This window comes from Stenotrophomonas sp. YJH_SMC_16 (assembly GCF_059367875.1).
Genome location: NZ_JCAFRH010000002.1, coordinates 348366 through 368926 on the forward strand (window position 1 = coordinate 348366; position 20561 = coordinate 368926).

Here is a 20561-nt window from a genome sequence, read left to right on the forward strand (position 1 = left end):
GGAAGATTCCGGTAGTCGCCCACCTTGGTGGGCGCCGCTGACCTCCCACGTGCCAACCAAGGTTGGCACCTACCAAAGGCGCATCAATGCAGTCCGCCGGGCATGGCCCGGCGCTACCGTTATGGCGTCGTCATCGAGTACGGCGCCTGCGCGCCCTGCCCCGGCCAATCCTTGTTCGGCTCGGCCTGCATGGTGAAACGCAGCTCGCCACCTGCCAGGATCTCGTCATGGCGCAGGAAGGTGCGCTGCAGCGGCTTGCCGTTGAGGCTCACGTTGCCGACGTAGGTGTGCCTGTCATCCAGCCCATCGGCCACGATGGTGAACGCCTTGCCGTTCGGCAGGCGCATCGCGGTCTTCGGCAGGAACGGGCGGCCGAGGATGTACTCGCCCGAGCCCGGGGCCACCGGATAGAAGCCCAGGGCGGTGAACACGTACCACGCCGACATCTGGCCGACATCATCGTTGCCGGCCAGGCCATCGGGGCGATCGGCGTACTGGGTGTCCATGATCTGCTTCAGGCGCGCCTGGGTGCGCCACGGCTGGCCAGCGTACGAATACAGGTAGGCCACATGGTGACTGGGCTCGTTGCCATGCGCATACCAGCCGATCAGGCCGGTGATGTCTTCCATGTGCTCGAAGATGGACGGATCCACCTTGGCGTTGAACACCTCGTCCAGGCGCGCGAGCAGCTTGTCGCTGCCACCATGCGCTGCCGCCAGGCCGGCGACGTCCTGCGGCACGTACCACGAATACTGCCAGGCGTTGCCTTCGGTGTAGTCGGTGCCATAGCCGCTGGCGCTGGGGTCGAACGGAGTGCGGAAGCTGCCATCGCGCTTGCGCGCACGCATGAAGCCGGTGTCCTTGTCGAAGGCATTGCGCCAGTTGCCGGCGCGCTTGTCGAAGGTCGCCGCCACATCGGTCTTGCCCATCGCCTGCGCCATGCGCCCGATGGTCCAGTCATCGAAGGCGTACTCCAGCGTCTTGCTGGCCGCCTCGCCTTCCTCGTCGATCGGCACATAGCCCAGCTCGCGGTATTGCGCGATGCCGTCATAAGGGCCGTAGTTGGCAGTCTCGATCATCGCCTTCAGTGCCTTGTCGGCGTCGAAGCCACGAATGCCCTTCACGTAGGCATCGGCAATCACCGGCACCGCGTGGTACCCGATCATGCACCAGTCTTCCAGGCCATGGAACGACCACACCGGCAGCATGCCGTAGGGGCTGTGCTCGTGGTGGGCCAGCATCGAATTGACGAAGTCGCTGTTGCGTTTCTCCGGCTGCACCAGCGTCAGCAACGGGTGCAGCGCCCGGTAGGTGTCCCACAGCGAGAACGTGGAATAGTTCGTGTAGCCCTCGGCCTTGTGCACGGCATTGTCCGGCCCGCGGTACTGGCCATCGGCATCCATGAACAGCGTCGGCCCCAGCAGGGTGTGGTACAGCGCGGTATAGGCACTGCGGCGGGCGTGCTCGGGCGCATCGATATCGAGCACCGACAGCGCCTGCGTCCATTCCTGTTTCGCCTGCGCACGCACGCGGTCGAAATCAAAGTCGGCCACTTCCGCGTCGAGGTTGGCAATGGCGCCGGCTTCGCTGACCGGCGAGATCGCGACCTTGACCACCAGCGGTGCATCCAGCTTGCCGAATGCGAAGGTACCGACCAGCTGGCGGCCCTCGACCTGTGCGCGCTGCGCTGGATCCTTCTCGCCCGGCGGCGGGAAGCCCTTGTAGACGATGTCCTGCTCGGTGTTGTGCAGCTCATGCCCGGAAAGCGGCCGCGAGAAACGCATCGCGAAGTACAGCTGGCGACCCGGCGCCCAGCCGCGCGTCTCTCGGAAGCCGGTCACGGTGCCATCGGCGCGCACCCGCACCCGCGACCACAGTATCTTGCCCGGGTAGTCGTACATGCTGGTACGCATGTCCAGCAGCACCTTGGCGTCGGTGCCCTTGGGGAAGGCGTAGCGATGCACGCCCACGCGCGCACTGGTAGTCAGTTCGGCGCGCACCTTGTAGTCGTCCAGGGTGACCGCGTAGTAGCCCGGCTCGGCCTTCTCGTCAGCATGGCGGAACCTTGATGCATAACCGCTGCGCGGCTTCTCCGGATCACCACGCTCCAGGCCGGGACTGCCAGTGAACGGCATCAGCAGGATGTCGCCCAGATCGGAATGGCCAGTGCCGGAAAAATGCGTGTGCGAGAAGCCGACGATGCTGCTGTCGTCGTAGCGGTAGCCGGCTGCCCAGCCATATGCCTTTTCGCGTGGCTGGATGCGTGTGTCCGGGCTGAGCTGGACCATGCCGAACGGCACCGTGGCACCCGGGTAAGTGTGGCCTTCACCACCCGTACCAATGAACGGGTCGACCGAGGCATAGGCCTTGTCGGCGGCGGTTCTGGCAGGCGCGGCCGAAACCAGGCCGGAAGCGAACATCGCCGTGGCGGCGACAGCGATCAGGAGACGACGGTCCAGCGTGGGCATCGGCATTTGGATCGATTCAGGTGATAGCCGGATCCTAGCACCGGGCCTGCCACGCCGCATGCTGCAGTGCGACTGCCCGGCTTCCCACGCCCGGTTCAATCTTCAACCGGGAAGCGCGCTCTGCAACGACATGAGATCCGCGCTGTCCAGCGGCCTTACCACCCGCGCGATCTCTTCTCCATCGCGCAGCAGCACCACCGTCGGCCACAGCTTTACCTTGAACGCTCGCCCCAACGGCCTTCCCTTGCCATCCTCGATCTTCCAATGCGGCAGATCGTTCGCTTCGACAAAGGCCTGCAACGCAGGCTGCGCGGCCTGGCAATGACCACACCAGGGCGCACCGAACTCCAGCACCTGCCAGCCAGCCTGCGCCGCCACCTCCACAGAGGTGGGCTCGTTCGCAAGGTGATCACGCATGAACGGCATGAGCGCTACGCCGCCAGTGCCTTCTGGATGTCTTCCAACGGCGCGTTGGTCAGATCCTTGGCAATATCCCCGAGCAATCGCGCCTGGACCTCTTTATGCAGCAGCGGACGAATGCGACCCAGCGTGGTCGGGTCGGCGATCAACACCAGGTGCGCATAGCGGTTCTTCAAGGCATCTTCGTTGAGCTGTTCGGCCACCTGCTTGGCAAACGTCGCCTCGTTGAGCTGCGAGACCGACATGTCCTTCGGCACGGCACCCGCAGGCCCCTGCCCGGATACGCCCTGCTCGCTGATGTCCTGCAGGCGCAGTTCGCCTTCCTGCTTCAAGGTCAACTGGTGGTTGCTGCCCACGTTGGTGAACACCCGTGCCGAACCACCGTCGGCAACCACGATCAGGGTTCCTTCGGGAATCGTCCGCGCCATTGCATCCTCCATCAATCCGAAAAGTGGGTGTGCGCTCCACCTTATGCACGCCGATGTCACCAGAGCGCGTACAGGATGTGATCCCGTCATCGCAATCTGCAATCAGCGCTAAATTTGTCCGGCTGCCTGCCGCTATGGCCTCCATCATCGCGAGGAACCTCTGTGTACGCTGGCTCACTGTTCCACGTCTGCTTTGCCACCAGCCTGGCCATTGCCGGCTGTGCCGGTTGCATCCACCAGTTCCTGCAGGGCCAACCGTTCTTCGCCCTGGCCATCATGCTCTCGGTGCTCACCATGATCGGCGCCGCACTGGTCACGCGAAAACTGGCACTGCCGGGCGCCCTGGCGATGGCCTGCACGGTGTTCGGCTTGGTGGCGAAGTCGGCCTGAGCCTTCTGAACAGGCGAGGTGGAACACAGCGTGCAGGTCAGCCTGCTTCGCTGCATGCTCACGCCGATGCCGTTATGATGAACGGATGATCGACACGACCCACTACGTGACGGGCGCACCTGTTACGTGGGAAGCACTGCCGACCGGCGCTTCGCTTGCCACGAATGCTCCCGCCCTGCATTTCCATCGCCTCGCGCTGGATCCCGGCGGATGACGCCCGCAGGCGCTCTGCCTGCACCCCCTACGCTGATGTGATACCTGCCCGCTGACTGCGCGGCCGCTGTGATCCCGTTTTCGCGTCTCCGCCCCTGCGGCGGTGCTTTGCCGTGCGCGTGGCGTTGCGCCTGCACACATTCCCCGGCCCCCACGCCGCCTTCCGATGCCCCTGCGCCACTTGCGCCTGCATCGCCGTTTCCGATTTCCGGGACACACCACAGCACCCATTCCCCTATTCCATACCTACAAGGGAGCCCCTATGCAGGACACGCCCGATTCCCATGCCCACTTCGGCTGGTTCAAACGCCGCCGCCACCTGAAGGTCGATGAGATCACCGTCGTCGACAAGCCCATGCTCAAGCGCGCCGTGGGCGCCGCCGCACTTGGCAATGCCATGGAGTGGTTCGACTTCGGTGTCTACGGCTATCTGGCCGTCACCATCGGCCAGGTGTTCTTCCCGTCCAGCAACCCCACGGCACAGGTGATCGCCGCCTTCGCCACCTTCACCGTGGCATTCCTGGTGCGTCCACTCGGCGGCCTGGTGTTCGGCCCGCTCGGCGACCGTTATGGGCGCCAGAAAGTGCTGGCGTTCACCATGATCCTGATGGCGCTGGGCACGTTCTCGATCGGCTTGATTCCCTCCTACGAGCGCATCGGCATCTGGGCACCGGTGCTGTTGCTGCTGGCACGTGTGGTGCAGGGATTCTCCACCGGCGGCGAGTACGGCGGTGCGGCCACCTTCATCGCCGAGTATTCCACCGACCGCAACCGCGGCCTGATGGGCAGCTGGCTGGAGTTCGGCACGCTGGGCGGGTACATCGCCGGCGCCGGAACCGTGACCGCGCTGCACATGCTGTTGAGCAGCGGACAGATGCTGGACTGGGGCTGGCGCATTCCATTCCTGGTGGCCGGCCCGCTGGGCCTGCTCGGCCTGTACATGCGCATGAAACTGGAGGAAACGCCGGCCTTCCGCGCCTTCGCCGAGGAAGCCGAGAAGCGCGAGCACGACCGGCCCGGGCTCGCCGCGCTGTTCCAGGTACATGGCCGCCAGTTGCTGGTCTGCATGGGCCTGGTGCTGGTGTTCAACGTGACCGACTACATGCTGCTGACCTACATGCCCAGCTACCTCAGCGTCACCATGGGCTATGCCGAGAGCAAGGGCCTGCTGCTGATCATCATCGTGATGCTGGTGATGATGCCGCTGAACATCGTCGGCGGATTGTTCAGTGACAAGCTTGGCCGCCGCCCGATGATCATCGGTGCCTGCATCGCGCTGCTGGTGCTGGCCGTACCCTGCCTGCTGCTGATCGGCAGCGGCAACGACTGGCTGATCTTCCTCGGCCTGATGCTGCTGGGCCTGGCACTGGTGTGCTTCACCAGCTCGATGCCGTCCACGCTGCCGGCGCTGTTCTATACCCCGGTGCGCTACAGCGCACTGTCGATCGCCTTCAATGTGTCGGTGTCGCTGTTCGGTGGCACCACGCCACTGGTGACCGCATGGCTGGTGGAACGTACCGGCGATCCGCTGGTGCCGGCCTACTACCTGATGGGCGCGGCAGTGATCGGCCTGGTCACCATGCTGTTCGTGAAGGAGACCGCTGGCCTGCCGCTGCGCGGTTCACCGCCGGCGGTCGGCAGCGACAAGGAAGCCGCCGCACTGCTGAAGAGCGATGTGCCGGTGACGGTGGACCCGAGCCTGCCGCCACTGCCGGAGACTGCGGAGCCTGAGCAGGTAAAGCCGGCCTGAGGCTCAGCGAAGCCGGCGTTGTTGTACGGCCAAGCCCGCGCGCGGCTGCCTTTCGAGGGATCAGCCGAGCGTGGGCTCGGCTCTACAACGTACGCGCCCTCAATCGCGCGCAGCGTTCAACTCCATCGCACGCATCACGATGGGTTTGGCCCAGTCCGGCGTGTGCAGCAGCTCGGCCACCGAGACCGGGTACTGCAGCTGGCCGTGCGCCATCGCCAGCACCGGCAGCGGCTCGACGCAGCCGTCGGCGTCGGCGGGAGCGCTGTTGTCGTAGACATGCAGCTCGGCCAGGTGTGGCAGCAGTTCCAGCAGGTTCTCGCGTGCCGAATCGAAGCGGGCGTGGATCTTCTCCACCGGAATGTCATGGCCGCCGGCGGCCACCCGCGCTGCAACACGGGCAATGTGCAGGTCCACCGTGGCCAGGCCACAGAACCAGATCGCGACGTGATGGTGCTCGCAGGCCTCGCGCAGCAGGCGCGGAATGGTGTTGCCGCCCAGCGTGGTCTCGAAGGCGAAGTCCGTGCCATCGGCCATGGCCTGGCGCAGGCGGCGGGTGCCTTCCTGCCAGGCCTCGGCATTGGCGTCGGGCAGCGGCCAGCCCGCCTCTACCAGGCGGCGGGTGAACGAATCGGGGTTGAACCAGCCCAGCCCTTCGGCTTCCAGCCAGGTTCCCAGCAGCGAACTCTTGCCGGCGCCGTTGACGCCGGCCAGCACCAGGATCCGCCCCATCGGTCAGAGCGGACGGCCGAGGGTGACCTTGCGGCCGCGGCGGATCGGCTGGCCCAGCACCTTGCCCAGCCCCTCACCGCGCTGCAGGCCAGCCAGAGTCTGGTCGAATTCGCCGCGCAGGCGCAGCAGTTCTTCACTGCGCTCACCGGCATCGCTGCCGGCGGCCTTGGCCAGCAGCTCCTGGTAGGTGCGGATGTCCACGATCACCGCTTCGGGGTGGTTGTGGTTGGTGATGACCAGCGCCTGCTTCTCGCGCACGGTACGCATCAGGCTCGGCCAGCCCCGGGTCTTCACCGACGAGGCTGGGGCCTTCTCGAGGCCAGGCAGATCCAGCGGCAGGGTCATGGCACGGCTCCGGGCAGGGTGGATAATGGCCACTATACCCAATTTGGCCCAATTGGGGATAAATGGACCTTTACCTGCCGGAACCGTCCGCCGCTGCGTCCGGCGCATCGGTCTGCAGCAGGCTGTCACGCTCGCGCAGCGGGAAGCGGATCCAGGCATCCAGGCCTTGTGGGCCAAAGCGCAGCTCGCCGCTGCCGGCGAGCTCGTACGGCACGCGCTGCTCGATCAGCGCCCGGCCAAGGCCACGCTGCCGGGGCAGCTCCCAGTCTTCCACGGTGGCATGGCGTTCACACCAGTGCAGCCCCAGCCACGGCTGCCCGTCCTGCACCTGCAGGTGCCAGGACACGTCGATCCGGCCGTCCTCATGGGTCAGCGCACCATGCCGCAGGGCGTTGGTCGCCAATTCGTGGATCGCCAAGGACAGCACTTCGGCCGCCTTCGGCGGCAGCAGCACGTCCTCGCCCTGCAGGCGGTAGGCGGCCGCTGCTGGCGTCTGCGCCGCGATCTCCTCATCGATCATGCCACGCAGGCAGACCCCGGCATTGGCGCCACGGGTCAGCAGGCTCTGCGTGCGTGCCAGCGACATCAGTCGCCCGCACAACCGTTCGGCGTATTCATCCACACTGCTGACCGACTCGCGGGTCCGCCAGGCAATGGCATGGATGGTCGACATGATGTTGCGCACCCGGTGCTGCAGCTCCGCCAGCAACACCGACTGGCGCTCGGCGGCACGCTTGAGATCGTCGATGTCCACGGCGATGGCGAACACCCCGCTGACCTCGCCACCGCCATCGCGCAGGGGCGCGGCCGCGACCCGGGTCCAGCGCGCGCGGCCATCGTCGTGCAGGTACTGGAACTCCAGCCCCGGCACCACGGTCTCGCCGCGCATCGCACGGGCGATGGCGAAATCCTCCGGCCCGATGGCGCTACCGTCGGCATGCCAGCCACGCCAGCGATGCAGGTTGGCCTCATCGGTGGAAGGCACCTTGCCGCTGGGCAGGTAGGCACGCATCTGGTCGTTGGACAGCAGCATGCGACCCTGCAGATCGACGATGCACAGGCCGACCGGCAGCATCCTGAAGGCCAGCTCCAGGCGTCGCTCGCTCTCGCGCCGCCGTAGTTCCTCGCGCTCGCGCGCGGCCCGCGCCAGATGCGCGGCGGTGGTCTCGAACATCGTCACCAGCACGCCGTTGATGCGCCCTTCCTCACCACGGATCGGGCTGTAGGTGATGGTGAACCAGATGTCCTCCAGACGCCCCCGGCGGACCAGCGGATACAGCTTGTCCTCGAAGGTGAGCGTCTCGCCCTGCCAAACCCGGGTATAGAGCGGCCCGTTGATGTGCCAGACCTCGGGCCAGCACTCGCGGGTCGGCTGGCCGAGTCCACCGGGATGCTTGTCGGCCAGGATCTCGGCATAGCCATCGTTGTAGAGCTGCACCAGCTGCTCGCCCCACAGCACGATCATCGGGAAGCCATGGGCCAGCATCAGGTCGACGGTGGCGCGCAGGTGGGGCGGCCACTGCGCCCAGGCACCCAAGGGCGTGGATGACCAGTCATGGCGGGCGATACGCGCGGCCATGCCATCGTGGCGCGCATGCAGGCGCGGCGCAGGTGGCATCCCGCCACGCAGCGTGGCGGCGTGGATGCCTTCAGGACGGCGCGACATGCCGCGCAATCAGGCGATGCCCGCAGAGACCTGCGGCGCCGCCACCAGCCCGGCCAGCTGCTGCACCAGGGTTTCGATGTGATAAGGCTTGGTACAGCGCGGCGCGCTGGCGAAGCGGCTGGGCAGGTTGTCGTCGTAACCGGAGGTCAGCAGGAAGGGGGTACCCGCCTCGGCCAGCCGATCGGCCAGCGGATAGACCTGCTCACCGCCCAGGTTGATGTCCAGCAACGCCACATCGATGGGATGGGTATCGACCAGCTGCCCCAACGCCTGCAGGTCACCGGCAGGCCCCACCACCTGTGCGCCTTTCAGCTCCAGATAGTCGACCAGGAACATCGCGATGGCGAATTCATCCTCCGCCACCAGTACACGCAGCCCTTTCAGGCCCTCTGGTTTGTTGCCCGCTTCCAGCACGACCGGCGCTCCTCGATACACGCGGCCCACCTCTGCCGCAACGCCCGCAGGATGCGCGAACCGGGCTACAAGAGCGCGTGATGATGGATGAAGGTCGCGGCCACGGCGCGTTCACCGCGGCATTGCAACGCCGCGTTCAGAAGGCCCGTTCCCACTTCAGGCTGAGCAGGCTGCGGTCGTGGCTGTACAGCCAGCCGACGTTGCTGTCGATGCGCGCGTAGCGCAGGCTCAGGCTGGGTACCAGCCCGGCCACGGCCAGGCGCTCGCTGCGCACGATGGCGATCAGGTTCTGTTCGTCGTCCTGCCTGCGCGCCTCCAGCAACGGACTCCAGGTGTCGTAGTCGCGCTGGCGCAGCGACACGAATACGGTGGCCGTGGTGCCACTCCACTGCCGCGCCGCGCCCAGCCGCAGGCCGCGCTGGCGGTAGCCGTTGGCCGGGTCGGCTGCGCTGCTGTCGGTGACATCCAGCCCGGCGAAGACCGTCCAGCGTGGATTGAGCGCGCGGAACCAGGTGGCGTACAGCGATGCCAGCTCGCCGTCGTAGTTGCTGGCAAGGCCCTGCTGGCGGTAGCGCTGGCGCTTCCAGTCAGCCTCCAGCTTGAGCAGGCTGCGTGCATCCAGGGCGTACTGCCATTCCGCGTGCACGCCACTGCCGCCCTGCAGCGCATGGTTGCCCAGGGCCTGGTAGTCATAGCTGGGGGCGAGCATCACGGTCTGCCGTGCACTACGCCAACTGTAACCCGCCCGCACGTTGGCATTGAGCTCGTTGTACGCACTGTGCCCGCGCCATGCCTGACCGAAGGCGAGACCGCGCACGTACAGCCCATGATGCCCGCCGAGCACCCAGCGCCGTTCCAGGCTGGCGTCGTAGTCGAGGCCCGCCGCGCGCTGGGCGTCCGGCAGTTTCCGTTCGATGATGCAGGCGTCGCCCACGCCGAACAGGCAGGTGCGACTGGCCGAACTGCGGTTGATGTTGTCACTCCATGCCGGGCCGGCGGACAGCGCGCCTTTCCAGCGCTGGCGCGCCTGCAGGGCACTCAGGTAACCGTCCACGCGCGCGCGGACGCCGGCCGTGGCCGGATCATCGGCATTGATGCCTGCAGCGATGGCTGTGAACAGCGCGGCCGCATCGCGATCGCGCTGGTCTTCCGCATAGACACGTGCCAGCTCGAGGCGGGCCGGCAGGAAATCCGGCTGCGCCGCCAGCAGCGCTTCGTACTCCATCGCCGCGCGACGATGGTCGCCTGCCACCCGCGCCAGCGCCCCCTGCGCATAGTGGCGCAGCAGGGGGTCATGCCCCGGCAGTTCGATGTACTCATCGAGGAACGCAGCGGCGGCCTGCCATTGCTGATGCTGCAGAGAGAGGTAAAGGGCCTGGCCAAGATCATCGACGGTGCGCTCCACGCGCAGCGTCTGGCCGTCGATGGTGATGGTCGGCCGCTCCGACTCGGCCTGCTGCAGGCGCTGCTGGTCCTGCTGCTGGTGGCGCAGTTCGGTGCCCTGTTCAAGCACACGACGAAGATCGTCCTGCTGGGCGCGCACCTCGGTGGCAGCCAACAGCAGTACGACAAGGAAGATGGAATGGCGCATGGTCGATCCGTGGTGGTGCATGCAGCGGGCCGAAGCAGGGACTGGCGGATCGCGGCTTGTCCCTGCCCTGCCCCGTCAGGGGCGTGGCGATCAGTTCTTGCTGCCGCCGAAGGCGGTGTCGTACTGGCTGTTGCCGCTGAAGGTGGCGATACCGGCCAGGGTGGCCGCGTTGGCGCCGAAGAACTGGCCCTGGGTGGCGCCGGCAACGCTGCCGTTGGCGGTGGCGGTGCCGGCGAACGAGGCGTTGGCGCTGTTGATGTTGGCGTTGACGTTGATCGACAGGCCGCCACCGCTCAGGCCACCGAGCAGGGTGCCATTGCCGAAGTTGGCGCGGAAGGTACCCGACAGCAGGTTGCTGCCATTGAACTTGTTCAGGCCTGCCACGCTGTAGGTGGCCACGCCGGCCGGCAGCGTGGTGCCGGCACGGTCACCGACGAAATAGACCTGGCGGTTGTTGAAGCCACCAGCGGCGCCATCCTTGGACCACTCACCGAACCACACATCGCCGCTGCCGACCTTGACGAAGTTGAAGTGGCCCATGCCGGAATGGCTGCCCGGGGTACCGGTGATCGGCATGGCCAGTGTGCGTACGGTGACACCATTGACGGTGGTCGGGGCCGAGTAGGCCGCCAGGCCCTGGAAATCGACCGGCTTGGCATTGGACACGGTGCCAACGCCGATACCAGCCTTGCCGGCCGAGTGCGGGCCGCCGTTGACTTCCGACGCACCCACCTTGACGTACAGCTGCGCATCGGTCGCCGGGCTGGCAGCGCCGACGATGTCGGCCGCCTGCGCAGTGCCGGCCAGGGCCAGTGCAGCGGCGACGGCCAACAGGGAACGGTTGATCATTTTCATGGTATTGCTCCTTGGGTTGAGGGAACTACGGGTACAACACAAAAAGGAACGGCGGCGGATCAGTTGCGCTGACCGCCGAAGGACGTATCGAACTGGCTGTTGCCGGCAAAGGTTGCGATGCCGGTCACCGCACTGGCACCGGCGCCGAAGAACTGGCCGCTGCTGGTACCGATGATCGAACCATTGGCGATGGCCGAACCGCTGAACGCACCGGTGGCGCGATCCAGCGTGCCGCTCGCGGCGAGCCTGTATCCGGTCCCGACCAGGCCGGCGGTAACGGTGCCGGTATCGAAATTCGCCCGCAGTGCACCTTCCAGCACGCCGCTGCCATCAAAGCGGTTGATGCCAGTCAAGGTGTAGGTCACGATGCCTGCTGGCAGCGAAGTACCGGCACGGTCACCGACGAAGAACACCTGGCGGTGATTGAAGCCCGCCTGCGCGCCGCTGGATGACCATTCACCGAACCAGACATCTGCATTGCCCACCTGCACGAAGCTGAAGTGGCCCACGCCAGCGGTGGCGAACGGCAGGCCTGCGTCCGGGCCCAGCGTGCGGACCGTGGTTGCGCCACGCACCACCGTGGTGGCGTAGGGCACCAGGCTGGCCACGTCCACTCGCGCCGCGTTGGCATACGGCCCCAACGAAACACCTGCGCGACCGGAACGGTGCGGACCGGCATTGAGTGTCGATTCGCCTGCGTTGATGTAATGGACGCCGTCCTGGGCCGGGCTCTGCCCGCCAGCGATGTCGGCAGCCATGACCGGCATGGAAGCCAGCAGGCCGATCGAAAGTACAAGGGTGCGGGGCTGTTTCACGGTTGATTCTCCCTGTCGAATACGGACTCAGAAGCGCGCGGTGATGCCAAGCTTGATCGTGCGGCCCGGTGCCGGAAGCGTTGAGCGTGTTGCCGGGTCGACGTAATAGCGGTTGCCGAGATTGCTGCCGACCAGCTCGACGCTGGCGTGCTGGTTGAAGCGCCAGCGGGCGTAGGCATCCACCGTGGTGATGTTTCCCCAGGTGAAGGGCACGTTCTGCCAGAGCAGGCTGCTGCCCCCGGCGATCAGGCGGTCGCGGTAGGCCTGCAGGTCCGGATTGTCGTGCCGCTGGTAGTGCACGATGCGGCTGCCCAGCTCCAGGCGCTCATCGAACAGGCGGGTGCCGAGTGACCAGTTCACCGACAGCTTCGGCGTGGCCTGGGTCAGCAGATAGCCGCTGACGAAGCCATCCTGGACGCAGTTGGGCACCCGCCCCTGGTCCGCATCCAGCCGTACCGCCGAGCTTTCATCGCAGACTTCGTTTTCAAGGATGCGGCTGACGCCCAGATCGGTGAAGAAGCGCCGGTTGTCGAAGCGCGCCTGCAGCTCGATGCCGCGGATGGTCTGCTTGTCGATGTTGTCGAACATGAAGTACGCATCACGCTCGATGACATTGCGGGTCTTGTGCACGTAATAGGCCAGCTTGACGTCGGCATCGGCGGTGTTGCCGAACAGCCCGGAAAGGTTGTGCACGTACCCCAGCTCGTAGTTGTAGGCATGCTCCGGCTTGAGTGGATACAGCGGATTGAGGCTGCTGGAGAACGCAATGGTGCTTTCGAACATGCTGGGGAAGCGCACCGCCTCGCTGTAGCGCAGATAGGCACGAGCGGCCGGCGAGAAACGCACCGTCGCCGAGAACGTCGGCAACCAGGCGTGATCGCGGTACCGTTCGTTGCGCCCGGCCACCGACTGCATCGCCCCGCCCCCGATCCTGCAGCGGATGTCGGTGCCGAGGACCATCGGCAGCAGCCCGGGGATGGCGGCGACCTCGCCGTTGAGGCAGGGATTGGTGGCTCGGCTGTAGTTGCCGTTTGCATCGGGCAACCAGGGAACGCCGTGCTGGACCTCCCTGGGTGTCTCGTACTTGCGCAGCAGGTCGGCCAGCGACTGATCGACGATCCAGCCCATGCCGATGCTGTCCCAGAATTCCCGCTCGCTCTCGAGTGCGTCGATCTCGCCCTGCAGGCTGTCCGGCCGCGGTGGCAGTTCATTCACCCGGTACTGCGCTTCGCGCGGCACGATCGAGGTCGTCTGCAGTTCCGGGTGGGCCTGCAGGAAGTCGTCGAACGCCCAGTAACGGCTGTAACGCACGCCGGCATTGAGGGTCAGGAAGTCGACCGGACGCCATTCCAGCGTGAGGTAGCCCTCGCCCTCCTGGCGACGGCCGGCACGCGGGTACATGCGCCAGCCGTCGGACGGGCCGAAATACGGGTCGCGCGAACCGAGCTTCTCGTATTGCCAGTTGCCGCCCACGGTCAGGTCCAGGGTCGAATGCAGGGCGAAGCGGTTGCTCAGGGTCAGGCCGGTCCGGTCGTTGCTCGCATTTGCCAGCGCGGTGTTGCGCAGAATCGGGCTGGCGCCGGCATTCCAGTCCGGATTGCCCGGGGCGAAGTTCGGAAAGCCGCCTGCGGTGTAGGTATCGCTGTCCGTCTCTGTGCGCCACAGGTTGGCGTAGAGGTCCAGCCAGCGGCTGCCGGCCGGCTGGAAGCGGTACTCCAGGTTCCAGGCATCGGACGCAACCCGGCTGAGCGGCCACTGGATGCGCCCATAGTCCGGTGCCGACAGGATGCGCGACGGCATGATCTCGCCGTAGTGCGACAGCGTTCGCCGCCAGGTCGCCTTCAGCTGCTGGTCATCGTTGATCTGCCAGCTGCCCTTGACCAGCCAGGACTCCTGTTCGCTGGAAGTATTGGGCACTTCATCGCCGGGCTTGAAATAGCGCGCCAGCGTGGTGATGTAGTCGATGCCCTGGTACTCGAACTGCTCGCGCCGGTCCTGGTCGTAGTAGGCGCTGCCCTGGGTCCCGGAGAAGTAGTTGCCGCGCTTGCGCCAGGCGTAGGCGGCCATCAGGTCGACGTTGTCGCCACGCACGCCCAGCGCCAGGCGCCAGGCCTGGTCCCCGCCATCGAAGGGGTTGTTGCCACTGCGCGACTTCACCGGCACCACCAGGGTGCGGTCGTCGTAGGGCGAGTTCGGCGAGCCCTGCGGGAACCCCGGCACGGTGCGGTAATCCTCGCCGGTGTGCAGCCGCGGCAGGCGTGGCGCCACCGCATTGCTGCTGCCTTCGATCTTCAGCTCCCCGCCGAAGCGCTCACCCGCTTCCACGATGTCATCGACGTCGATGGTCTTGATCACCAGCGCGCCACCGATCCCGCTGTGCACATCGCGCACCAGCCCTGGCCCCTTGATGACCTGGATGCCACCCATCAGGTTGGGATCGATGTAATTGCGGTTGCTGACGCCGTTGTAGCCGCGCCAGACCGTGAGCGCCTGTTCGCCACCGTCGATGCTGACCGGCACCCGCCCCGGCCCCTGGATGCCGCGGATGTTGATGTCCAGCGCACCGCTGTTGCGCGCGTCGCCACTGAACACCCCGACCAGATCCTTGACCACGTCGGCCGGATTGGAGCCGCGGTAGCGCTCCACCCGGTCGCGCCCCGAATACGCCGTGGTCAGGTCCAGCGCGAACACATCATCGTAGCCGCGCCGATCACGCGCCTCGCCCCCTTCCGACTGCAGGCGACCGGCCACGTCCAGTGTTTTGGTCACCCGCACCCCGTCCCCCTCACCCGCCTCCGCTGCGGCCCGCAGACTCCAGGTACCGTCCATGCCGCGCTGTGCACGCACGCCGCTGCCGCGCAACAGCTGCTGCAGTGCCTGCATCTGGCTGTACTCACCACTCACTGCACTGGAGCGGCGGCCCTCCACCAGGTCACTGCGGAACACCACCTGCACATCGGCCTGGCGGCCAAAGGCACGCACGGCGTCGGCCAGGGGCTGTTCCGGAATGGTGTACTGGCGCAACGGTGCGACGACCACCGGTTGCGCCTGCACGGCCGGCACCCAGGCCAGCGGCAGCAATGCGGTGGAGATGGCAAGAGCCAGGACGGTGGCGCGACGATGACAGGCGGATGCCGTGGACGGCATGGACAGGAACTCCTCAAGCGTGGCGGAACCACGGGCACATCCAGTGCCGGTGGCATGTCTGGCTTGAGGAGAAACGGTGTTTCGCTCTGGCTATACCTCTATAGACAGCAGGGCACAGCGAGTGCCCACGGTTTTTTCATGTTTTTTTTCCATGTGGGGCGCTGTGCGCTGTGCCGCAGGCACCTCACCACACCACCAGCGCTCCGCCGGGCAAGCGCTGCACACGCAGTCCTGCCTGCGCGGCCACCGCATTGATGGCGGTCTCCGATTGCTGCAGTTGGAACAGGCCACTGACCCGCACGCTCGCGCCCTGCCCGCCCAGTACCCAGACCGGAGCACGACGGTAGCGCGCCAGATCGGCGATGGCCTGCGCGGCCGGCTGATCGTCGATCACTACCTCGCCACGCCGCCACGGCGCCATGGTCGCGGTATCTTCCAGCTGCACCGGCTGCAGCCAGCGACCGTCACGGAACACACGTGCCTGCCCGGCATGCAGGCGCTGCACACTGCCATCACCCGGGCGCACATCGACCCCGCCCTCGCTGACCTGGGTCAGGACCGTGGTGTCCTGCATCGACACGCTGAAGGCCGTGCCGATGTCACGGATCTGGCCGCCCGCCGCGTCCACCTGGAACGGGCGCGCCTCGTGCGCTACCTGGAACCAGGCCTGGCCGCGCAGCAGACGAAGGTGGCGCTGCTGGCCATCGAATTCAATCGCCAGTGCGGTGCCGGCGTCGAGTACCGCGGTGCTGCCGTCCTCCAACTGCACCATGCGCGGTGCATCGCTGCTGTGCAGGTCACTGCGTGCCAGCAGCAGCGCGTGTGGCGCAGCGGCAACCATCAGCACCACGGCGGCAGCACTGGCCAGCAGCCACGGCAGGCGGCGGCGCGACGCGATCGGGCGCAACCCTTGGCGATCAGCCGTCAACCCGGGCAGCGCGGCCAGCACCTCGGGCCCGGCGGCATCCAGGCCCTGCCAGAAGGCCTGCTGCTGGCGCCATGCCAGCGCATGGCGGGGATCGGCCTGCAGCCAGCGCTGCAGGGTTCGTTGCTGGCGTTCCGGCAGCGGGCCTGCACTGCACCGGATCACCCAGCGCAACGCCTGCCTGGCCTGACGCGGCGAGGGTTCGGACGTGGTCATGGTTGTGGCCTGCCGCACCGCGAACGGGTGCGCTTTCCTGTTGTGACAACGGCGGGCGCGATCTGCCCACGGCAATCGCAGCTCATCGGCGTGTTCCCTGCTGGTGCTGCTGGATCAGCAGCGCCGCGCGCAGCACGTATTTGCCCACCACGCTCTTGGAGATGCCGAGGCGGGTGGCGATCTCGCGCTCACTCAGGCCCAGGTATCGATTGAGCACAAAGCACTCGCGCACCTGCGCCGGCAAGGCAAGGATGGTCTGGGTGATCTCGCGCAGCTGTGCCTGGTCCAGCACCTGGGCCTCGCCATCATGGCCTGCATCGGCCATGTCGACGGCGTACTCGGCCATCGCGCGCCGCTCGCGGGCATCCGCCTGGCTGCGGTTGAGCGCGTGATGGTAGGCCATCCGGTACAGATAACCGCGCGGCTCGAGGATGGGGGGATCGCCGGGTACGCTGCTGGCCTTCAGGTACAGGTTCTGCAGCGTGTCCTCGGTACTGGCCGGGTCGAGATAGCGCGCGATGAAGCGAGACAACGCACGGCGCTCGCGGATCAGCAACTCGACCAGCGCCAGGGCATTGGGAGACATAGGTGCCAAGGCCGGACCGGGGAATGATGGGCGTGATGGCGACGGTCCGGACGTGGATTGTGGGCTGCCGGGCCGCAGGCGGCAAGCCGCCGCCGCCCACATCATCCATGCAGGGCAGATCCGAGCATGGCTCGACGCCACAGTGGGATTGGCCGAACATGACTCGGCCCTACAGACAACAGGAGATCCCGATGGCCTACGCACGCATTGTTTCGACCGCCGACAACTACCTGCATCACGTCAGCAATGGCAGCTTCGATGTGGATGCGGACGAGCCCGCCTCGCTGGGCGGCCAGGGCAAGGGTTTCGCACCGTTCGACCTGTACCTGGCCTCGCTGGCGGCATGCACCGCCATCACCCTGCGCATGTACGCGCAGCGCAAGGGCTGGGAGCTGGGCGAATTCCATGCCGAGCTGCGCTCGGAACGTGACGCGGATGGACGCTTCCACGTGCACCGCGTGCTGCATGCCAGCGCCGAGCTGAGCGATGCGCAGTGGCAGCGGTTGCTGGAGGTGGTGGAAAAGACCCCGGTGACCCTGGTGATGCGCGAAGGTGCACGCATCTCCAGTGAGCGTGGGGCTGCAGCGTAACCCCATCCACGCATGGCGTGGATCTCCTGTAGACCCGAGCCCATGCTCGGCTCCGCAGCATGCAGCCGAGCGTTGGCTCGGCTCTACATTCCGCTCAGCGCCGCGAATGCAGCACGGTGCGCTGGCGCATCGCGTTGAATTCCTGCTCCACCTGCTGGATGTCTTCGGCCTGGAACCCGGCCGCATCCAGCAGCTGGTCGGCGGCGGCCGCCGCCAGCGGATCATCGTCACGCTGGCGCCAGCAGCGCGCCGGCAGGAAATAGCCTACTTCGCTGCGCCCGCGCATGATCACCACCGGCCGGCCCGCATACAGCAGGAACTCGGCCAGGTGCTGGCGCAGCCCCTCCACTGAAACATAGGCCGGTCCCACACCCAGCATCTGGCTGGACGGTTCAGGACTCTCGAACAGCTTGCGACGGCTCATCCACTCCTCCTTTTGAACAACGCGTGGTCTCCCTTCCTTAGACGGGCGCATCGCTGCGCCCCCGCCACGCACTACGTGATCCGCATCACGCCGCCACTCAGAATCCGGTATTGAACTCCAGCTGGAACACGTCGATCGACAGCGGCGCACCGGACACTTCCTTGGCCGCCATCCACTTGCCGCTGATCCAGCTGCGCGCATCCAGCGCATAGGCACCGCCCACGTAGTAGCCACGGGCATTGGTGCCGCCCAGGTGGAAATTCGGATCGTTGTAGGCGTCGGGCAGCGCATCGGCCTCGATGTGCTTGTAGCCCAACAGCGCCTGCCACTGGCCCTTCTCCTTCAGCTCGGTGGCACCGAAGGTGGCCTGCACCATCCACGCCGTGTCACCGCTGCGGAAGGTATCGATGCTGGCGGTGCCACCGGCGCCATAGTTGTTGACGATGCCGTTGTTGGCGCGGCTGAACATGGCCTGCTTGTCGTAGGCCAGGTTGCGGATGTAGTCGCCATCCAGGCGCAGGCCGATGCCCTGGGCCAGCTGCGTATCCCAGCGCAGGTTGAGCGTGGCCAGGCGGAATGCCGAGGCCAGGCCGACATACTGCGGGGTCGGCGTGTTGGCCGGGTCCAGCGGGTTGCGCGCGATGTCGCGGATCAGCATCAGGGTATTGCCCTTCTGCATGAACGCTGGGCGCGACCAGTCGGTATCGCAGCCCACCGCGCCCGCATATAGCGCGCACGGCGAGGACAGGCGGCCGCTGATGTTCTTGAAATCGTAGTAGCCCAGTGCGGCGCGCAGCGCATTGTCGTCGTTGAAGCGCCAGTTCATGCCGACCTGTGCACCGGACAGCCACTTGTTCTCGTTCGGGGTCTTGACCCGGCTCTGGCTGGGCGCGCTATCGGAGGTGTACTCCAGCGGTACCACCGCCAGGTTGGCGAACAGGCCGAGGTCACCACCGTCAAAGTCATACTGCAGGTTGGCGGCCAGGCCGTCGAAGTTCAGGTCGTTGGAGAACAGCGTATCGCTGGTCCAGAACGGATTGCCGAAGCGGCCGCCGCGCACCGTCACCCAGTCGGCCGGACTGTAGGCCAGCCAGGCCTGGTCCAGCCACACGTCCTTCTTGCTCAGGCCACCGCCCAGCTGCTCGGTGGTCGACACCGGGCCATTGCTGCTGCCGCTGGCCAGGCGCACACCGGCCGTGGTGTGCTGGCCGATGGTCGCCTCGATGCCCAGGCGGGCGCGGATGCGCCACAGGTTGCGGCGGTCCTGGCGGGTGTTCAGCAGCGGCGGCAGCTGCAGGTTGGTGTTGGTGTTGGTGTCGAAGCCGTTGCCGGAATTGATCGACGACCAGTTGCTCACGATGTCGCTGTTGCGTTCGGAGAAGAAGCGCGACTCGCTGCGCACGCGCATGTCACCGGTGACCTTGATGCGCTTGGTCCACTCAGCCACTTCGTTCGGTGCCGCCCAGCCCTCGGACCTGGCCTGCGCCATCACATCCTGGCGCACTTCGTCACGGATGCCGTCGCGCACGCTCTGCGGCACGTAGGGCACGCGCACGTCGCCGGCCTCCAGGGCCACGCCACCGCTGGCGGCCGAAGGTGCGGTGGTCGTAGTGCGCGATGCGGCCGCTGCTTCAGCCTCGGCCTGCACCAGCAATGCCTGGCCGTCTTCTGGCTTCAGCGCGCCGCTGGCGATCAGGCCCTTGATCAGCTTGACCATGGTGGTTTCTGCGGCCATCGCACCGGCCGGGGCGGCCAGGCTGAGCAGCACGGCGCAGCACAGCAGCGCCCGTCGGGCCGGCCGCGGGCGGCGGGAGTCGATTCGTGCGCGGTCGTGGTCGTTCATCACGGTTCTCATCCAAAGAAGGGAAACTACGGAAGTCGGGAATCAGGCGCCGGGACGGCGGCCCTGGATCAGCACGCGGGCGGGGAAATCGAGCGACGGTGGCGGTGCCTGGTCGACCTTGCCGATGCGTCGCAGCGCGTCGAGCACGGCCGCGTCGGCCTCCTCGTTGCCACTGCCGCGCACCAGCTCGACCTTCTCCAGGCGTCCATCGTTGGCCAGCCACACGTTCACCTGCAGCTGGAACGCCAGTCGCTTGACCTTGTCGTCGCGCGAGATCGCCTGCTGCATCAGGTAGCCGAGATAGCGCCCATAGGTGGCATTGCCGGCGCCGCCACGGCCGACGCCGGACGAACCGCCGCCACTGCCGGACTGGATGCCGAAGTTGTCACCACCGGCCTGCGCATCGGCATTCATCGTCACCGGGTCTGCATTGTCCGGCGTCGGTGTGGGCTCTTCAGCGGGCGTCGGCTGATCCAGCGGCTCCGGTTCGGGCATCGTTTCTTCCGGCGGCGTCTCCGGCTCCGGTGGCTTTTCCGGCGGCGGTGGCGGCGGTGGAGGGGGTGGCGGCAATGCCAGCATCGGCGGCTGCACCACCGGCCTGCGGGTGCTGGCGGTGTCCTTGAACAGCATCCACCACACGGCGATGCCGAGCACCAGCAACGCGGCCAGCACCAGCGCGACGGTCACCAGCAACTGGCGACCACGCATGCCGGCCTCCGGCCGAGGGGATTGATGGGCCGTCATGC

20 protein-coding genes are annotated in these 20561 nt (G+C 66.6%); 4 read left to right on the forward strand and 16 right to left on the reverse strand.

The window, feature by feature from the left end:
* Positions 1-119: 119 nt before the first annotated feature.
* The 3 genes from AC5P6E_RS06335 to AC5P6E_RS06345 all read right to left on the reverse strand — a co-directional run bounded on the left by AC5P6E_RS06335 (position 120) and on the right by AC5P6E_RS06345 (position 3316).
* Positions 120-2474 (reverse strand): GH92 family glycosyl hydrolase, encoded by a 2355-nt coding sequence (locus tag AC5P6E_RS06335; protein ID WP_495230782.1) that lies wholly within the window; start codon positions 2472-2474, stop codon positions 120-122.
* 96 nt (positions 2475-2570) lie between these two features.
* Entirely contained in the window at positions 2571-2894 is a 324-nt protein-coding gene (locus AC5P6E_RS06340; protein ID WP_049437511.1) for a thioredoxin family protein, read from the reverse strand.
* A gap of 5 nt (positions 2895-2899) precedes the next feature.
* Positions 2900-3316, reverse strand: coding sequence for a baeRF12 domain-containing protein (locus AC5P6E_RS06345; protein ID WP_019337746.1), 417 nt, complete (start codon positions 3314-3316; stop codon positions 2900-2902).
* Between the two features lie 162 nt (positions 3317-3478).
* Here AC5P6E_RS06345 and AC5P6E_RS06350 point away from each other — a divergent pair, with 162 nt between their 5' ends.
* The 3 genes from AC5P6E_RS06350 to proP all read left to right on the forward strand — a co-directional run bounded on the left by AC5P6E_RS06350 (position 3479) and on the right by proP (position 5669).
* Positions 3479-3706, forward strand: a complete 228-nt coding sequence (locus AC5P6E_RS06350) for a hypothetical protein (RefSeq protein WP_019337747.1) — start codon at positions 3479-3481, stop codon at positions 3704-3706.
* 85 nt (positions 3707-3791) lie between these two features.
* Positions 3792-3920, forward strand: a complete 129-nt coding sequence (locus AC5P6E_RS06355; protein ID WP_256202341.1) for a hypothetical protein — start codon at positions 3792-3794, stop codon at positions 3918-3920.
* 261 nt (positions 3921-4181) lie between these two features.
* The gene (gene proP / locus AC5P6E_RS06360; RefSeq protein ID WP_043396178.1) at positions 4182-5669 is read left to right on the forward strand and encodes a glycine betaine/L-proline transporter ProP; all 1488 of its coding nucleotides are present in this window, start codon (positions 4182-4184) and stop codon (positions 5667-5669) included.
* Between the two features lie 99 nt (positions 5670-5768).
* Here the strand turns inward: proP and AC5P6E_RS06365 are convergent, their stop codons facing one another.
* The 10 genes from AC5P6E_RS06365 to AC5P6E_RS06410 all read right to left on the reverse strand — a co-directional run bounded on the left by AC5P6E_RS06365 (position 5769) and on the right by AC5P6E_RS06410 (position 16958).
* Positions 5769-6398: an ATPase gene (locus tag AC5P6E_RS06365; protein WP_010485380.1), complete on the reverse strand. Its 630-nt coding sequence runs from the start codon at positions 6396-6398 to the stop codon at positions 5769-5771.
* A gap of 3 nt (positions 6399-6401) precedes the next feature.
* On the reverse strand, positions 6402-6743 hold the full coding sequence (locus tag AC5P6E_RS06370) for a type II toxin-antitoxin system prevent-host-death family antitoxin (protein WP_010485378.1): 342 nt from the start codon (positions 6741-6743) through the stop codon (positions 6402-6404).
* Between the two features lie 70 nt (positions 6744-6813).
* Positions 6814-8409 carry a sensor histidine kinase gene (locus AC5P6E_RS06375; RefSeq protein WP_495230783.1) on the reverse strand — a complete coding sequence of 532 codons (1596 nt, stop codon included), beginning with the start codon at positions 8407-8409 and terminating at the stop codon, positions 6814-6816.
* 9 nt (positions 8410-8418) lie between these two features.
* The gene (locus AC5P6E_RS06380; RefSeq protein ID WP_019337750.1) at positions 8419-8823 is read right to left on the reverse strand and encodes a response regulator; all 405 of its coding nucleotides are present in this window, start codon (positions 8821-8823) and stop codon (positions 8419-8421) included.
* A gap of 136 nt (positions 8824-8959) precedes the next feature.
* Positions 8960-10414 carry a surface lipoprotein assembly modifier gene (locus tag AC5P6E_RS06385; RefSeq protein ID WP_495230784.1) on the reverse strand — a complete coding sequence of 485 codons (1455 nt, stop codon included), beginning with the start codon at positions 10412-10414 and terminating at the stop codon, positions 8960-8962.
* Between the two features lie 90 nt (positions 10415-10504).
* Complete coding sequence (locus AC5P6E_RS06390) at positions 10505-11269, reverse strand: Slam-dependent surface lipoprotein (protein WP_019337752.1); 765 nt, start codon at positions 11267-11269, stop codon at positions 10505-10507.
* A 59-nt stretch (positions 11270-11328) separates the two neighbouring features.
* Complete coding sequence (locus tag AC5P6E_RS06395; RefSeq protein ID WP_313268053.1) at positions 11329-12084, reverse strand: Slam-dependent surface lipoprotein; 756 nt, start codon at positions 12082-12084, stop codon at positions 11329-11331.
* Positions 12085-12111: 27 nt separating this feature from the next.
* Complete coding sequence (locus AC5P6E_RS06400; RefSeq protein WP_495230785.1) at positions 12112-15231, reverse strand: TonB-dependent receptor; 3120 nt, start codon at positions 15229-15231, stop codon at positions 12112-12114.
* Positions 15232-15415: 184 nt separating this feature from the next.
* The gene (locus AC5P6E_RS06405) at positions 15416-16372 is read right to left on the reverse strand and encodes a FecR family protein (protein WP_495230786.1); all 957 of its coding nucleotides are present in this window, start codon (positions 16370-16372) and stop codon (positions 15416-15418) included.
* An 82-nt stretch (positions 16373-16454) separates the two neighbouring features.
* Positions 16455-16958 carry an RNA polymerase sigma factor gene (locus tag AC5P6E_RS06410; RefSeq protein ID WP_495230787.1) on the reverse strand — a complete coding sequence of 168 codons (504 nt, stop codon included), beginning with the start codon at positions 16956-16958 and terminating at the stop codon, positions 16455-16457.
* Between the two features lie 191 nt (positions 16959-17149).
* Between AC5P6E_RS06410 and AC5P6E_RS06415 the strand changes: the two genes are divergently transcribed.
* Positions 17150-17548, forward strand: a complete 399-nt coding sequence (locus AC5P6E_RS06415) for an OsmC family protein (RefSeq protein ID WP_197653931.1) — start codon at positions 17150-17152, stop codon at positions 17546-17548.
* Between the two features lie 94 nt (positions 17549-17642).
* Here AC5P6E_RS06415 and AC5P6E_RS06420 read toward each other — a convergent pair whose 3' ends face one another.
* From AC5P6E_RS06420 to tolA, 3 genes are all read right to left on the reverse strand, one after another.
* Positions 17643-17972 carry a hypothetical protein gene (locus AC5P6E_RS06420; protein ID WP_005409871.1) on the reverse strand — a complete coding sequence of 110 codons (330 nt, stop codon included), beginning with the start codon at positions 17970-17972 and terminating at the stop codon, positions 17643-17645.
* A gap of 97 nt (positions 17973-18069) precedes the next feature.
* Positions 18070-19815, reverse strand: coding sequence for a putative porin (locus AC5P6E_RS06425; RefSeq protein ID WP_495230788.1), 1746 nt, complete (start codon positions 19813-19815; stop codon positions 18070-18072).
* 42 nt (positions 19816-19857) lie between these two features.
* Entirely contained in the window at positions 19858-20523 is a 666-nt protein-coding gene (gene tolA / locus AC5P6E_RS06430) for a cell envelope integrity protein TolA (protein WP_049450905.1), read from the reverse strand.
* Positions 20524-20561: the final 38 nt, after the last annotated feature.

Excerpts from the sequence above, each read along its gene's own strand:
- proP (WP_043396178.1), top strand. The coding sequence starts at position 4,182 with ATGCAGGACACGCCCGATTCCCATGCCCACTTCGGCTGGTTCAAACGC.
- AC5P6E_RS06405 (WP_495230786.1), bottom strand. The coding sequence starts at position 16,372 with ATGACCACGTCCGAACCCTCGCCGCGTCAGGCCAGGCAGGCGTTGCGC.
- AC5P6E_RS06420 (WP_005409871.1), bottom strand. The coding sequence starts at position 17,972 with ATGAGCCGTCGCAAGCTGTTCGAGAGTCCTGAACCGTCCAGCCAGATG.
- AC5P6E_RS06385 (WP_495230784.1), bottom strand. The coding sequence starts at position 10,414 with ATGCGCCATTCCATCTTCCTTGTCGTACTGCTGTTGGCTGCCACCGAG.
- AC5P6E_RS06390 (WP_019337752.1), bottom strand. The coding sequence starts at position 11,269 with ATGAAAATGATCAACCGTTCCCTGTTGGCCGTCGCCGCTGCACTGGCC.
- tolA (WP_049450905.1), bottom strand. The coding sequence starts at position 20,523 with ATGCGTGGTCGCCAGTTGCTGGTGACCGTCGCGCTGGTGCTGGCCGCG.
- AC5P6E_RS06400 (WP_495230785.1), bottom strand. The coding sequence starts at position 15,231 with ATGCCGTCCACGGCATCCGCCTGTCATCGTCGCGCCACCGTCCTGGCT.
- AC5P6E_RS06375 (WP_495230783.1), bottom strand. The coding sequence starts at position 8,409 with ATGTCGCGCCGTCCTGAAGGCATCCACGCCGCCACGCTGCGTGGCGGG.
- AC5P6E_RS06340 (WP_049437511.1), bottom strand. The coding sequence starts at position 2,894 with ATGCCGTTCATGCGTGATCACCTTGCGAACGAGCCCACCTCTGTGGAG.
- AC5P6E_RS06345 (WP_019337746.1), bottom strand. The coding sequence starts at position 3,316 with ATGGCGCGGACGATTCCCGAAGGAACCCTGATCGTGGTTGCCGACGGT.
- AC5P6E_RS06370 (WP_010485378.1), bottom strand. The coding sequence starts at position 6,743 with ATGACCCTGCCGCTGGATCTGCCTGGCCTCGAGAAGGCCCCAGCCTCG.
- AC5P6E_RS06365 (WP_010485380.1), bottom strand. The coding sequence starts at position 6,398 with ATGGGGCGGATCCTGGTGCTGGCCGGCGTCAACGGCGCCGGCAAGAGT.
- AC5P6E_RS06335 (WP_495230782.1), bottom strand. The coding sequence starts at position 2,474 with ATGCCGATGCCCACGCTGGACCGTCGTCTCCTGATCGCTGTCGCCGCC.
- AC5P6E_RS06410 (WP_495230787.1), bottom strand. The coding sequence starts at position 16,958 with ATGTCTCCCAATGCCCTGGCGCTGGTCGAGTTGCTGATCCGCGAGCGC.
- AC5P6E_RS06355 (WP_256202341.1), top strand. The coding sequence starts at position 3,792 with ATGATCGACACGACCCACTACGTGACGGGCGCACCTGTTACGTGGGAA.
- AC5P6E_RS06415 (WP_197653931.1), top strand. The coding sequence starts at position 17,150 with ATGGCCTACGCACGCATTGTTTCGACCGCCGACAACTACCTGCATCAC.
- AC5P6E_RS06425 (WP_495230788.1), bottom strand. The coding sequence starts at position 19,815 with ATGAACGACCACGACCGCGCACGAATCGACTCCCGCCGCCCGCGGCCG.